This window comes from Streptomyces chattanoogensis (assembly GCF_001294335.1).
In the GTDB taxonomy this organism is placed as follows: Bacteria; Actinomycetota; Actinomycetes; order Streptomycetales; family Streptomycetaceae; genus Streptomyces; species Streptomyces chattanoogensis.
Window position 1 is genome coordinate 45,010 of the sequence record NZ_LGKG01000142.1, and the last position, 12,017, is coordinate 57,026.

Sequence of the window (12,017 nt, forward strand, 5' to 3'; positions counted from 1 at the left end):
CGGGACACATTCCGCACACAATTCCCGCACATCGCCCCGGGCGTCGGCCACCGGGAGCCGGACGCCCGAAGGCGCCCGGCTCCCGGGCCGTACGTCACTCCCCGGGCTCCTCCGGCCCGGCGACCCGTACCGCAAGGTCGTTGTCGAGGGTGTAGTACGGGCCGACCCTGACCTGTGCGGCGGCGGCCCGCACCGGGAGCGCGGGATAACTGAAGACCTGCTTCTTGTCCGCCACGTCGTCCAGGAGCCGGGCTATCCGCACCGGACGGGCGTCCGCGGCGGGGCGCAGCCACAGGTCCCACGGCTCGCTGCCGCGCCGCCAGCTGCCGGCCAGCTCCTCGTAGGGCAGCGTGAAGCGGAAGTGCTGGCCCTCGACGGTCAGCGGGACGGTGACACGGTCCCGTCCGGCGTCCGTGGACGGCGGCTTGCGGCGCGCGCGGGCCTCGGCCTCGGCACCGGCCGCCGGAGACGCGCCGTAGAGGCGGCCGGAGACCGTCATGCCGTCGGGCGTCACCACGATGTCGCCGGCCTCGGCGTGCGGGCCGCGCAGCCAGCTGCGCAGCGCGAGATTGCCGTACTTGGTGGCGTAGGGGATGCGCACGCCGAGCCGGCCGATGCCCGCCAGGGGGCGGCGGTCCACCAGGGAGCGCAGGTCGTTGACGCCGGGCCGCAGGCGCTGCGGGTTCCGGCCGTCGCCCAGGTCCGCGTAGGCGTTCCAGCGGCCCTCGGCGAGCGCGACGGTGCTGGGCAGGACGGCGCGCAGCCGCCCGGAGCCGTTCGGCCCCAGCGGCAGCCGGATCTCGTCGTCCGCGCCGTCGCCGCCGCGCAGCCGCAGCACCAGGGCGGCGTTCCAGGAGGCGGGGGTGTCCTCGGGGGCGCTCAGGTCGAAGGTGAGGCCGCCCGCGGAGTCGGCGATGCAGTCGGCCCGCAGCTCCACAGGGTCCGGCCGCCGGGCAGGGTCCGGGCCGGCTGCCGGAGCCTGGGGTTCCTGATCGATGGCCGGATGCTCCTTCGTCGTGGGCGTCGTGGGCGTCGTGGACTCGGCGGGCGTCGCGGGCGGGGTCGCGGGCAGCTGTGTCGAGGCGGTCATGCCGTCCGTACCCCTCTCACCGCGGACTGTGCCGCGTCCTTGGTGGCGTATGCGCCGCTGAGCAGCGCCCCCCGGGTGCGGTGCCAGGTGCCGCGCAGGCGGTGGCCCCGGCGGCGCGCGAGCAGCTCGTCGAAAAGCGATTCATAGCGTCCGGCGACCATGGCGGGGTCGAAGCGGACGGACGCAGCGAGCGCGGCGCGGCCCATCCGCTTGCGGGCTTCGTCGTCGTTGATCAGGTCCAGCAGCGCGGCGGCCAGCGCCGCGGGCTTGCCGACCGGCACCAGCCTGCCGTCCACCCCGTCCTCGATGATCTCGCCGGGGCCGTGCGGGCAGTCGGTGGCGACCACCGGGAGGCCGCAGCGCATGGCCTCCACGATCGTCATCCCGAAGGATTCGAGGCTGGAGGAGACCGCGGCGATGGAGCCCTTGGCCCACTCGGGCTCCAGGGGGTTGGCCGGGCCCATCAGGAAGACGTGGTTGTACAGGCCGAGTTCGTCTATCAGGGCGCGCAGCCCGGCCTTCTCGGCGCCGCCGCCGTAGATCCGCAGCCGCCAGTCGGGGCGCTGCTCGGCGACCTGGGCGAAGGCGCGGATGAGGACGTCGTAGCGCTTGACCCGGGCCAGCCGGCCGGCCGCGACGACCCACTTGCCGCTGCCGTCGGCGGGCAGCAGGCCGGGGGCGGGCACGCTGTTGGGCACCGCCTCGACGCGGACGCCGGGCAGCCGCAGGGTGCGGTAGGCGCGGGCGTCGGCCTCGGTGACGGTGGTGACCGCGTCCAGGCGCGGATAGGCGCCGCGCAGCGCCAGCTTGAGCTCCCTGGGGTGGGTGTCCAGGGTCAGATGCTCCTGGCCGATGCGCACCGGGCCGCGGCGGGCCTGCTTGGCGATGTGGACGTTGAGTCCGGGCCGGGTGCCGACCACCACATCCGCCTCGATACGGCGCAGATGCTGGGCGATACGGCGGTCGGTGAGCTCGCTGTACTGGGCGAAGCGGTTCTCGGCGGCGGGGAAGACCTTGGCGGGACGCCGGTGCGCGGGGTCGTCGCCCTCGTAGCCGGGGCCGTCCTCCCGCATGTCGACGAGATGCCGCAGCGCGACACCGGGGCCCAGGTCGAAGACGGGGGTGTCGCGGTGGCGCAGTACGGAGACGATCTCGACGTCGTGCCGCTCGGCGAGCGTGCGGGCCAGGTTGAACGTCGTCCGGATCGTCCCCCCGATCCCGTACGCGTTGTGAATCAGGAATGAGATGTGCATCCGTCGCCGCGTCCCCTGCTCTTCCCGGTCTTCCTGCGTCTTGCAGCGTCTTCCGTCCGACTGCCGAAGGGGGAGACGGCGGAACGGAGTTCCGGGTTGGGGGCAATCGCCAAGTTGTTCCGAAAAAGTTAGGGCATCGGTAGCAACGTCAGGGAACCTGCGGGCCCTGGATCCCGTCCCCCCTCAGAGGCGCCGCCCCTCGGGGCGGGCTGACATAGAGCGTGCGGGACGGGCTGACGGACGGACCGGCGGACGGTGCCGCGGGCGCCGGCTCCGTCCCCGCCCCGGGCGACGGCTCCGGGTCGAGCGGCTCGGGGGCGGGGCGCGGTTCGTACGTCGTGCCGCTCAGCCCGTAACGCCTGGCGCAGGTGGGCCAGGCGCGCCAGCCCTGAATCGCCAGGACCCGCTCGGCGATGGCGATCTGCTCGTCGCGGGTGGCGAGGTCGGCGCGCGGCGCGTAGACGAGGCCCCCGTGGTGCCGCCAGGTCCGCTGCCCGAACTGCAGCCCGCCGTAGTAGCCGTTGCCGGTGTTGGCGCGCCAGTTGCCGCCGCTCTCGCATCTGGCGACACAGCCCCACGGCCACTGGTCGTCGGCGCAGGCGTAGTCGGCCGCTCCCCCGCCGCCCTGGGGGCGCGCCGCCACGGCGGAGACGCCACCGGGCAGGCACAGCACCACGGCAGCGGCCGCCGCGGCGAACAGGGACACGGCGGCCACACGGCGCCGTGGCGCCGGAAAGTGGTCGGACATAGCCGCTCACGCTATGCACCCACCCGCCGCGGACCCGCGCGCCGCGCCCGCGGTGCCGAGCGGCTCCACCCCCTCCGGCGCAGGAAAAGCGGCCATTTGCATCCATCTTTCGCACGGAAACCGATCGCTCACGACCGCTTTCAGGGCACTTTCCGCTGTTCTCCCGTGTGCGCCGTTTGGTTCGATTCTGTTCCCGTCCGCGCGTGACTCCGGCCGCAGGTCGCCCGTTGTCCTTGTACGAGCCGGGAGACCGCCCGGCAGCCGCTCAGAGATCGAGGAGCCACCCGTGCCGCGCATGCTCGACGTCAGTGACGACGTTCGCGCCGAGATCGGTGATGAAGAAGCCGACCGCCTGCTGGCCGGTGGCGACGCCCCCGGCAGCTACGACTGCACCTCGTGCCGCACCCCCGGCGACAGTGAGCAGGAGCGCACCAGCACCGTCCTGTTCGTGGGCGAGGAGACCGCGGTCCTCGCGTTCGCCCATGCGACCTGCATCCCCTCGCAGGTCGTCCCGGTATCGGAGGAGCAGCTCAAGGGAGCCGTGCGCTCCATCACCGGCGAGGACGCCACCCCGCAACCCCCCGTGGCGGAGCCCGCGCCGAGCGCCCCGGCCCGCGCCAACGACCGCCAGGCGACGCTGGGGATCACCTGCGGCCTGGTGCTGATCGAGGGCGAACTGCACCCGGCGCTGGTCGTCGAGCCCAACGGCCCGATCGTCCGCCCCGGCTCGACGAGCCAGCTGGACGAATTCCTCCAGCTGCTGGAGGAGCAGGGCTTCGCCAGGGTGACCGACATGAACCGGCTCCCCGTTCCCAACCCGGGCTGGTCCGCCCTGCTCGCCATGGGCAAGCTGCACGCCGTCCTGCAGCCGGCCCCCGCCGGCGGCAGCCCGTCCGCGTGGTGGCAGGCGCATCAGCCGCTGGCCGTCTCGGACGGCTGGCGCACGGCGGCCACCAGGGCGAAGACCGTGCTGATGTACGCCGCGCCCTCGGGCACCATCGGACACCAGCCGCGCGAGGACCTGATGCGCCAGGCCCTGGAGCAGGCCGCCGCCCAGGGCGTCCTGGTGGCCGCGGCAATGCCGCTGGCGGGTACCTGACCCCCGGCAGCGGCCACCGATCGCGGGAGCGACACCGCCTGATGGGGCGGTATTGCCCCCGCGATCAGCCATTTGAGGCCGAAAGCCGCATCCCGCGGGCACCGGGGTCGTTGGCACCTACGTGCACACATACGACCCCTCCTCGCGCGCCCCGTACCCCCATCCGATCCCCGGCATGCGCTCGTCGCACGAGCCCGGCGCGCCGCGCCCGGACCGCGCCTCGGGCACGCCGATCTATGACGCGCTGTACGCCGAGTACCGCCGCTCCTTCAAGGCACTGCCCGGCGACCGTACGGACGAGGCGGAGCTCCCGGAATCGCTGCGCGGCAACGGGAACTGGGGCCGTACCACGGCCTCGACGGGCCACTGGGAGGTCGTGGGGCGGCAGCCCTACCACCCGCGGGGCCATATCCCGGCGGCGCTGCCACCGGGACAGCGGGACGGCCGGCCGCAGAGCCACTGAGCCCCGCCGCCGGCCGGCGCCCTCGCCGTCCTACTTCTTCTTGGTGCCGCGCTTCTCCCGCACCCGCACGGAGATGTGGATCGGCGTCCCCTCGAAACCGAACTCCTCGCGCAGCCGGCGCTCGACGAAGCGGCGGTAGCCGGCCTCCAGGAAGCCGGACGCGAACAGGACGAAGCGCGGGGGCTTGGTGCCGGCCTGGGTGCCGAAGAGGATGCGGGGCTGCTTGCCGCCGCGGATCGGGTGCGGGTGGGAGGCCACGATCTCGCCGAGGAAGGCGTTCAGCCGCCCGGTGGGGATACGGGTCTCCCAGCCGGACAGCGCGGTCTCGATCGCCGGGACCAGCTTCTCCATGTGGCGGCCGGTGCGCGCGGAGACGTTCACCCGCATCGCCCACGGGATCTGGACGAGGTCCCGCTCGATCTCCCGCTCGAGGTAGAAGCGGCGCTCCTCGTCGAGGGTGTCCCACTTGTTGTACGCGATGACCAGGGCTCGCCCGGCCTCCACGGCCATCGTGATGATCCGCTGGTCCTGGACGCTGATGGATTCGCTCGCGTCGATCAGGACGACCGCGACCTCGGCCTTCTCCACCGCCGCGGCGGTGCGCAGCGAGGCGTAGTAGTCGGCGCCCTCCTGGAGGTGCACCCGGCGGCGGATACCGGCGGTGTCCACGAACTTCCAGGTCTTGCCGCCGAGTTCGATCATCTCGTCGACCGGGTCGCGGGTGGTGCCGGCCAGCTCGTTGACGACCACCCGCTCCTCGCCGGCGACCTTGTTCAGCAGCGACGACTTGCCGACGTTCGGGCGGCCGATCAGGGCGATCCGGCGGGGGCCGCCGACGGTCGCGCCGAAGGTCTGGGCGGGCGCCTCGGGCAGCGCCTCCAGGGCGGCGTCGAGCATGTCGCCGGTGCCGCGGCCGTGCAGCGCGGAGATCGGGTGCGGCTCGCCGAGGCCCAGCGACCACAGCATCGCGGCGTCCGCCTCACCCGACGGGCCGTCGACCTTGTTGGCGACCAGCACGACGGGCTTGCCGGCCCGGCGCAGCAGCTTGACGACGGCCTCGTCGGTGTCGGTGGCGCCGACCTTGGCGTCCACGACGAAGACGACCGCGTCGGCGGCCTCGATGGCGAACTCGGCCTGCATCGCCACCGAGGCGTCGATGCCGAGGACGTCCTGCTCCCAGCCGCCGGTGTCGACGACCTTGAAGCGGCGGCCGTTCCAGTCGGCCTCGTAGGTGACGCGGTCGCGGGTGACGCCCGGCTTGTCCTCGACGACCGCCTCGCGGCGGCCGATGATGCGGTTCACCAGCGTCGACTTGCCGACATTGGGGCGGCCGATGACGGCGAGGACGGGCAGCGGGCCGTGGCCGGCCGCCGCGATGTCGCCCTCGACCTCCTCGAGGTCGAAGCCCTCTTCCGCGGCGAGCTCCATGAACTCCGCGTACTCGGCGTCGCCAAGCGCACCGTGCTCGTCGCCGGTGGGGGTCTGGTCGTTCATGAAGTCCGTTCCTCGTTCATCATCGTCATCGGTGGGGCGCTGGTACGCGCCCCACTACTCAAAGTGTCGGTCGGCGCCCGGTCAGGCGCCTGGCATCTGCCAGGTGGGCGGTCAGCCGCTCCTGGATCCGTACGGTCGCCTCGTCCAGCGCCTTACGGGTGCGCCGCCCGCTGCCGTCGCCGGCCTCGAAGGCATCGCCGAAGACGACGTCGACGCGGCCGCGCAGCGGCGGTACGGCGCGGTGCAGCCGGCTGGTGCGGTCGGTGCTGCCGAGCACCGCGACCGGCACGACCGGGGCTCCGGAGCGCACCGCGAAGTACGCCAGCCCGGCCCGCAGCGAGGCGAAGTCGCCCTCGCCACGGGTGCCTTCGGGGAAGATCCCCAGCACCCCGCCGCGCTCCAGCACCCCGAGCGCGTCGGTGATCGCCTTGCGGTCCGTGGCGTCACGGTCGACCTTCAGCTGCCCGATGCCCCGCAGGAACGGGTCCAGCGGGCCGACGAAAGCCTCTTTCTTGATCAGGAAGTGCACCGGCCGCGGCGCGGTGCCCATCAGCATCGGGCCGTCGATGCCGTGCGAGTGGTTGACCGCGAGGATCACCGGGCCGGACGACGGCACCCGCCAGGCGCCCAGCACCCGCGGCCGCCACAGCCCGTACATCAGGCCGATGCCGATCCGCCGGCCGACCGCGGCACCGGCGGGGCTCGGCGCCTTGCCGGATGCGGTCACCGGGTGAGTCCCGCCTTTGCGGCGCTCGCACCCTCGATCAGGGTGACCACGCACTCGATGACCTGCTCCAGCGTCAGCTCGGTGGTGTCCACCTCGACGGCGTCGTCCGCCTTGGCCAGCGGGGAGGTCTTACGGGAGGAGTCGGCGGCGTCCCGCTTGATCAGCGCCTCGCGGGTGGCGGCCAGGTCGGCGGCCTCCTTGCCCTTGAGCTCGCCGCTGCGGCGGGCCGCGCGGGCCTCGGCGGAGGCGGTGAGGAAGACCTTGAGATCGGCGTCGGGCAGGACCGTTATGCCGATGTCGCGGCCCTCGACCACGATGCCGTTCGGCGCCTCGGCCGCGATGGTGCGCTGCAGGTCGGTGATCCGGGCCCGCACCTCGGGCACCGCGCTGACGGCGCTGACCGCGGCGGTGACCTCCTGGGTACGGATCGGGGCGGCGGCATCCAGGCCGTCGACCGCGATGGTCGGGGCGGCCGGGTCCGTACCCGAGACGATCTGAGGCTTGGCCGCGGCGTCGGCGACCGCGGTGGCGTCGTTCACATCGATGCCGTTGGTCAGCATCCACCAGGTGATCGCGCGGTACTGGGCGCCGGTGTCGAGGTAGCCGAGCCCCAGCTTGGCGGCGACGGCCTTGGACGTGCTGGACTTGCCCGTGCCTGCGGGGCCGTCGATGGCGACAATCACTGCAGCCGGGGCGGTCCGGGTGGCGGTTTCCACGGTGACGAACACCTTTCCTGTGCACGGGGCGGAGGTCCATGGCCGACAAGAGGCCTCGGACAAGGTTACTGGCTCGCCCGTACCGCCCCGTCCACGGTCTCACTGCCGGATGGACCAGCCCCGCTCCCTCAGCTCCGCGGTCAGCACCGGCACCGCCGCCGGCTCGACCGTGAGCTGGATGAAGCCGGCCTGCTGGCCGGTGGCGTGCTCGATGCGGACGTCCTCGATGTTGACCCCGGCCCGGCCGGCGTCGGCGAAGATCCGGGCCAGCTCGCCGGGCTGGTCGCCGATGTAGACCGAGACGACCTCGTACGCGGCCGGGGCGGTGCCGTGCTTGCCCGGCACCCGCTCGCGCCCGGCGTTGCCGCGCCGCAGGACGTCCTCGATACCGCCGGCACCGGCGCCGCGCTTGTCCTCGTCGGCGGACTCCAGGGCGCGCAGCGACCGCACGGTCTCGTCCAGGTCGGCGGCGACCTCGGCCAGCACATCGGCGACCGGGCCGGGGTTGGCGGAGAGGATGTCGATCCACATCGCCGGGTCGGAGGCCGCGATCCGCGTCACATCCCGGATTCCCTGGCCGCACAGCCGCACGGCGGTCTCGTCGGCGCCCTTGAGGCGGGCGGCGACCAGGCTGGAGACCAGCTGCGGGGTGTGCGAGACCAGGGCGACGGCGCGGTCGTGGGCGTCGGCGTCCATCACCACCGGGACGGCCCGGCACAGCGCGACCAGCTCCAGGGCGAGGTTGAGGACCTCGGTGTCGCCGTCGGGCCGGGGGGTGAGCACCCAGGGCCGGCCCTCGAAGAGGTCGGCGGTGGCGGCCAGCGGCCCGGAGCGCTCCTTGCCGGCCATCGGGTGCGTGCCGAGGTAGCCGGACAGGTCGCAGCCCAGCTCCTCCAGCTCGCGGCGCGGGCCGCCCTTGACGCTGGCGACGTCGATGTACCCCCGGGCCGCACCGCGCCGCATGGCGTCGGCCAGCGCCGCGGCCACATGGGCCGGCGGCACCGCGACGACGGCCAGGTCGACGCGGCCCGGCGGCGCCTCCGCGGTGCCCGCACCGAGCGCCGCGGCCGTCAGGGCCTGCGCATGGTCGTGGTCCTCGAGGTAGACCTGGACGCCCCGGGCGTTCAGCGCGAGCGCGGCCGAGGTGCCGATCAGGCCCGTTCCTATGACGAGTGCGGTTCTCACTGCGCGATGTCCTTCCGCAGCGCCCCGGCCGCGCCGAGGTAGACGTGGGCGACCCCGGCCTTGGACAGTCCGGTCTCGACATGGGCGAGCACCCGCACCACCCGCTCCATGGCGCCGGTCACCTCCAGCTCCTGGGCGCAGAGCAGCGGCACGTCGGTGATCCCGATGCTGCGCGCGGCGGCCGCCGGGAAGTCGCTGTGCAGATCGGGGGTCGCGGTGAACCACACGCTTATCAGGTCGTCCGGCACCAGGTCGTTGCGCTCCAGGATGGCGAGGAGCAGTTCGGCGACCTGTTCCCGCATGTGCTCCGCGTCGTCCCGCTCCAGCTGGACGGCCCCCCGGACCGCTCGTACCGCCACGTCACCGCTCCCTGCGTCCTGTGCCGCACACGCGCCCGCACATGCGACCGCGTACCCACCTGCCGTACACGTCTGCGTACGCACTGATCAGCGTAACCAGCGGCACCGACAACCGTGCGGCCAGCGCCGGAATTCCGGTGACAGTCCCCGCCCCGGCCAGCGACAATCGCCCGCATGCCGACCGAACCCACGGGCCATGAGCTGGTCACCGAGCACACCGTCTACTCATGCGTGATGGGCTCCCGCGCTTTCGGGCTGGCGACGGAGGCCAGCGACACCGACCGGCGGGGCGTGTATCTCGCCCCCACCCGCCTCTTCTGGCGTTTCGAGAAGCCGCCGACGCATGTGGAGGGTCCGCGCGAGGAGGAGTTCTCCTGGGAGCTGGAACGCTTCTGCGAACTGGCCCTGCGCGCCAACCCCACCGCCCTGGAATGCCTGCACTCGCCCCTCGTGGAACGCATCGACGCCACCGGCCGGGAGCTTCTCGCCCTGCGCGGCGCCTTTCTCTCCCGGGAGGCGCATCGCACCTTCTCCCGGTACGCCGTCGGACAGCTCCGGCAGCTGAGGGCCGATGTCGGGCGGCACGGCACACCCCGCTGGAAGCAGGCCATGCATCTGCTGCGCCTGCTGGCGAGCGCGCGCGATCTGCTCCGTACCGGCGTCCTCACCCTGGACGTCGGCGAGGCCCGCGAGGAGCTGCTGGCGGTCCGGCGGGGGGAGGTCCCCTGGGAGGAGGTGGAGCGCCGTATGACGGCGCTCTCCGGTGAGGCCGAGGCGGCGGTCTCCGGCTCACCACTCCCGGCCGAGCCGGACCGGGCCCGGATAGCCGACTTCCTCTTCCGGGCCCGGCGGGAGGCGGCGCTCTAGGGGGTCCGCTGCGCTGTGCCCGGGCCGTACGTTGCCGCCTCCCCCGCCACGGCGCCTCCCCGCCGTTGCGCCTGCGGCGAGTGGTGCCGCTGCGCGGGGCTGGTCGGCAGCGGCACCGGGCCTGCACGGCTCCGCCGCTACGGCCCGGCGCCTCTCCGTGGGGGGTGGGGAAGACCCGTGGGGGTGCACGGAAGCGGCCGTCCGAGTGCTTTCCGAGCCGGGCCCGGACGATGAGGTCGTGCAGGGCGTCGCGGGACCGGGGGGCGTCCGGCAGCGCGGTCGCGGCCTGGGCGGCGTCCAGCCGGGTGTGCAGCGCCTCGATGTCCGTACGCAGCCGCGCCGGGTCCACCACCTCCCCCGCCGCGCCGTGCTCCGCCGCTTCCTTGGCCGCGATCAGCTCCGGTACGTAGGCGGGCGCGGCCAGCTCGCCGATCAGGGTGGGCAGATGGGGCTGGACCCGGCCGTGGTCCATCAGGTGGATGCCGGTGAGCAGGACCCGCAGCGTGTACAGCAGCGGCTTCAGCTCGCCGGTCTTCTCGAACAGCCGCCACTGGGTCGTGGCGAAGCCGCGGTAGTGGTGGGCGTGGTGCGCGGTGAGCAGGTCCGGGGCGAGCGCGATCAGCTCCTGGTGGACCTCGGTGGTGTGCACGACCAGGGGTGACAGCAGCTGCTCGAGTACGTAGCCGTTGCGGCGCAGCAGCAGCCGGGCGAATTTCCGCAGATCGTGTGTGACCAGGTCCATCTCCAGGCCGTCGCGGTCCCACATCCGGGTCCGGGTCTCGTCCGGCTCGTGCAGGCCGACCACCTCGGCGGTCGGCAGGAGGTGCACGCCGCGCAGATCGACGTCGGAGTCGCGGGAGGGGAAGCCGTAGAGGTGGGCGCCGGAGACCGTGGCGAAGATCAGCGGGTCGGACTCTGCCGCAACCACGGCGGCGAGGTCGACGTCCGGCAGGCCGGCGGCCCGGAGGTTCGTCCCGGGGTCAGACATCCCAGGCCTCCCCCAGCGCCAGCAGCTCGTCGCGGTACTCGATGCGCCCGGCCCACTCCCCGGGCCAGGCGGCGGCCCCCAGGTGGGCGCCCGCGAAGGCACCGGTGAGGCAGGCGATCGAGTCGGAGTCGCCGGAGGTGCAGGCGGCCCGGCGGAGTGCGGTGAGCGGCTCGTCGGGGAAGAGGAGGAAGCAGAGCAGGCCGGTGGCCAGGGCCTCCTCGGCGATCCAGCCGGCGCCGGTGGCGAGGCACGGGTCGGCCTCCGGGTCCGGGGCGGCGAGCGCGGCGTCGAGACGGTCGAGGACGCCGAGGCAGTCGTCCCAGCCGCGGGCGGTGAACGTCGTGGGTGTCGGGTCCTGGGAGCGCCGCCAGAGGTCGCCGAGCCAGTCCTCCCGGTAGTCGGTGCGGTGGGCATGGGCGTAGGCGCGCAGCAGGCCGGGCAGCTCGGCGGGGCGGGCGCCGTCGGCGAGGGCGCGGACGGCGTACGCGGTCAGGTCGCTGGCGGCGAGCGCGGTGGGGTGGCCGTGGGTGAGCGCGGACTGGAGCTGGGCGGCGCCGGAGCGCTGGCGGGGGCTGAGTCCCGGTGCGAGCCCGATGGGTGCGACGCGCATGTTGGCGCCGCAGCCCTTGGACCCGATCTGGCTCGCCGTCGCCCAGGGCCGGTCCTCGTCGCTGAGCGCCTGGCAGGCGCGCAGGCAGGTGTTGCCGGGCGCCCGGTTGTTGTCGGGCGAGCGCCACCAGTCGACGTACTCCTCGCGCACCGGGCGCTCGAGGCGCAGCGGGGTGAGCTCACCCCGCTGCATTGCCGTCCGCAGGCCGCGGCCCAGCGCCAGTGTCATCTGGGTGTCGTCGGTGACGAAGGCGGGGTCGGGCAGCGCCATCTCCCGCCAGGGCCCGCACTTGGCGAGGATCGCCGGTACGTCGTTGAACTCGGTCGGGAAGCCGAGTGCGTCACCGAGCGCCAGCCCGATGAGCGAGCCGGTCGCCGCGGACCTCTTGTCCCCCACGGTGTCCCCCATGGAAACCACT

General features: G+C 73.6%; 12 protein-coding genes and 1 pseudogene. 3 read left to right on the forward strand and 10 right to left on the reverse strand.

The window, feature by feature from the left end; all coding sequences use genetic code 11:
• Positions 1–94: 94 nt before the first annotated feature.
• The 3 genes from ADL29_RS21405 to ADL29_RS41300 all read right to left on the reverse strand — a co-directional run bounded on the left by ADL29_RS21405 (position 95) and on the right by ADL29_RS41300 (position 3,091).
• On the reverse strand, positions 95–1,090 hold the full coding sequence (locus ADL29_RS21405) for a hypothetical protein (protein ID WP_245689564.1): 996 nt from the start codon (positions 1,088–1,090) through the stop codon (positions 95–97).
• Positions 1,087–2,343, reverse strand: a complete 1,257-nt coding sequence (locus ADL29_RS21410; RefSeq protein WP_053925227.1) for a glycosyltransferase family 4 protein — start codon at positions 2,341–2,343, stop codon at positions 1,087–1,089. Before ADL29_RS21410 ends, ADL29_RS21405 begins: the two co-directional genes overlap by 4 nt.
• A 148-nt stretch (positions 2,344–2,491) precedes the next feature.
• Positions 2,492–3,091, reverse strand: a complete 600-nt coding sequence (locus ADL29_RS41300) for a transglycosylase family protein (RefSeq protein ID WP_053925228.1) — start codon at positions 3,089–3,091, stop codon at positions 2,492–2,494.
• A 295-nt stretch (positions 3,092–3,386) separates the two neighbouring features.
• Between ADL29_RS41300 and ADL29_RS21420 the strand changes: the two genes are divergently transcribed.
• Positions 3,387–4,190 carry a hypothetical protein gene (locus ADL29_RS21420; protein ID WP_425424264.1) on the forward strand — a complete coding sequence of 268 codons (804 nt, stop codon included), beginning with the start codon at positions 3,387–3,389 and terminating at the stop codon, positions 4,188–4,190.
• 175 nt (positions 4,191–4,365) lie between these two features.
• Positions 4,366–4,653, forward strand: coding sequence for a hypothetical protein (locus tag ADL29_RS21425; RefSeq protein ID WP_046928751.1), 288 nt, complete (start codon positions 4,366–4,368; stop codon positions 4,651–4,653).
• Positions 4,654–4,683: 30 nt separating this feature from the next.
• Here ADL29_RS21425 and der read toward each other — a convergent pair whose 3' ends face one another.
• From der to aroH, 5 genes are all read right to left on the reverse strand, one after another.
• On the reverse strand, positions 4,684–6,147 hold the full coding sequence (gene der / locus ADL29_RS21430) for a ribosome biogenesis GTPase Der (RefSeq protein WP_053925231.1): 1,464 nt from the start codon (positions 6,145–6,147) through the stop codon (positions 4,684–4,686).
• Between the two features lie 58 nt (positions 6,148–6,205).
• Complete coding sequence (locus ADL29_RS21435) at positions 6,206–6,874, reverse strand: lysophospholipid acyltransferase family protein (RefSeq protein ID WP_053925232.1); 669 nt, start codon at positions 6,872–6,874, stop codon at positions 6,206–6,208.
• Positions 6,871–7,590 carry a (d)CMP kinase gene (gene cmk, locus ADL29_RS21440; protein ID WP_244319220.1) on the reverse strand — a complete coding sequence of 240 codons (720 nt, stop codon included), beginning with the start codon at positions 7,588–7,590 and terminating at the stop codon, positions 6,871–6,873. The genes ADL29_RS21435 and cmk overlap by 4 nt, the downstream gene beginning before the upstream one ends.
• Positions 7,591–7,689: 99 nt before the next feature.
• Positions 7,690–8,775 carry a prephenate dehydrogenase gene (locus ADL29_RS21445; RefSeq protein WP_053925233.1) on the reverse strand — a complete coding sequence of 362 codons (1,086 nt, stop codon included), beginning with the start codon at positions 8,773–8,775 and terminating at the stop codon, positions 7,690–7,692.
• Complete coding sequence (aroH, locus tag ADL29_RS21450) at positions 8,772–9,134, reverse strand: chorismate mutase (RefSeq protein WP_053925234.1); 363 nt, start codon at positions 9,132–9,134, stop codon at positions 8,772–8,774. The genes ADL29_RS21445 and aroH overlap by 4 nt, the downstream gene beginning before the upstream one ends.
• A 174-nt stretch (positions 9,135–9,308) precedes the next feature.
• Between aroH and ADL29_RS21455 the strand changes: the two genes are divergently transcribed.
• Positions 9,309–10,001 (forward strand): nucleotidyltransferase domain-containing protein, encoded by a 693-nt coding sequence (locus ADL29_RS21455; protein ID WP_053925235.1) that lies wholly within the window; start codon positions 9,309–9,311, stop codon positions 9,999–10,001.
• Positions 10,002–10,215: 214 nt separating this feature from the next.
• Here ADL29_RS21455 and ADL29_RS41305 read toward each other — a convergent pair.
• Positions 10,216–10,989 (reverse strand): annotated as a pseudogene (locus tag ADL29_RS41305) (nucleotidyltransferase domain-containing protein); the annotation flags it as partial.
• Positions 10,982–12,007 (reverse strand): ADP-ribosylglycohydrolase family protein, encoded by a 1,026-nt coding sequence (locus ADL29_RS21465; protein ID WP_053925237.1) that lies wholly within the window; start codon positions 12,005–12,007, stop codon positions 10,982–10,984. The pseudogene ADL29_RS41305 and the gene ADL29_RS21465, both read right to left, overlap by 8 nt.
• Between the last annotated feature and the right edge of the window lie 10 nt (positions 12,008–12,017).

What these genes read in the sequence shown, in the direction of transcription:
- ADL29_RS21420 (WP_425424264.1), top strand. Translation starts at nt 3,387, where the DNA reads ATGCTCGACGTCAGTGACGACGTTCGCGCCGAGATCGGTGATGAAGAA.
- ADL29_RS21465 (WP_053925237.1), bottom strand. Translation starts at nt 12,007, where the DNA reads ATGGGGGACACCGTGGGGGACAAGAGGTCCGCGGCGACCGGCTCGCTC.
- ADL29_RS21425 (WP_046928751.1), top strand. Translation starts at nt 4,366, where the DNA reads ATGCGCTCGTCGCACGAGCCCGGCGCGCCGCGCCCGGACCGCGCCTCG.
- der (WP_053925231.1), bottom strand. Translation starts at nt 6,147, where the DNA reads ATGAACGACCAGACCCCCACCGGCGACGAGCACGGTGCGCTTGGCGAC.
- ADL29_RS21410 (WP_053925227.1), bottom strand. Translation starts at nt 2,343, where the DNA reads ATGCACATCTCATTCCTGATTCACAACGCGTACGGGATCGGGGGGACG.
- ADL29_RS41300 (WP_053925228.1), bottom strand. Translation starts at nt 3,091, where the DNA reads ATGTCCGACCACTTTCCGGCGCCACGGCGCCGTGTGGCCGCCGTGTCC.
- ADL29_RS21405 (WP_245689564.1), bottom strand. Translation starts at nt 1,090, where the DNA reads ATGACCGCCTCGACACAGCTGCCCGCGACCCCGCCCGCGACGCCCGCC.
- ADL29_RS21455 (WP_053925235.1), top strand. Translation starts at nt 9,309, where the DNA reads ATGCCGACCGAACCCACGGGCCATGAGCTGGTCACCGAGCACACCGTC.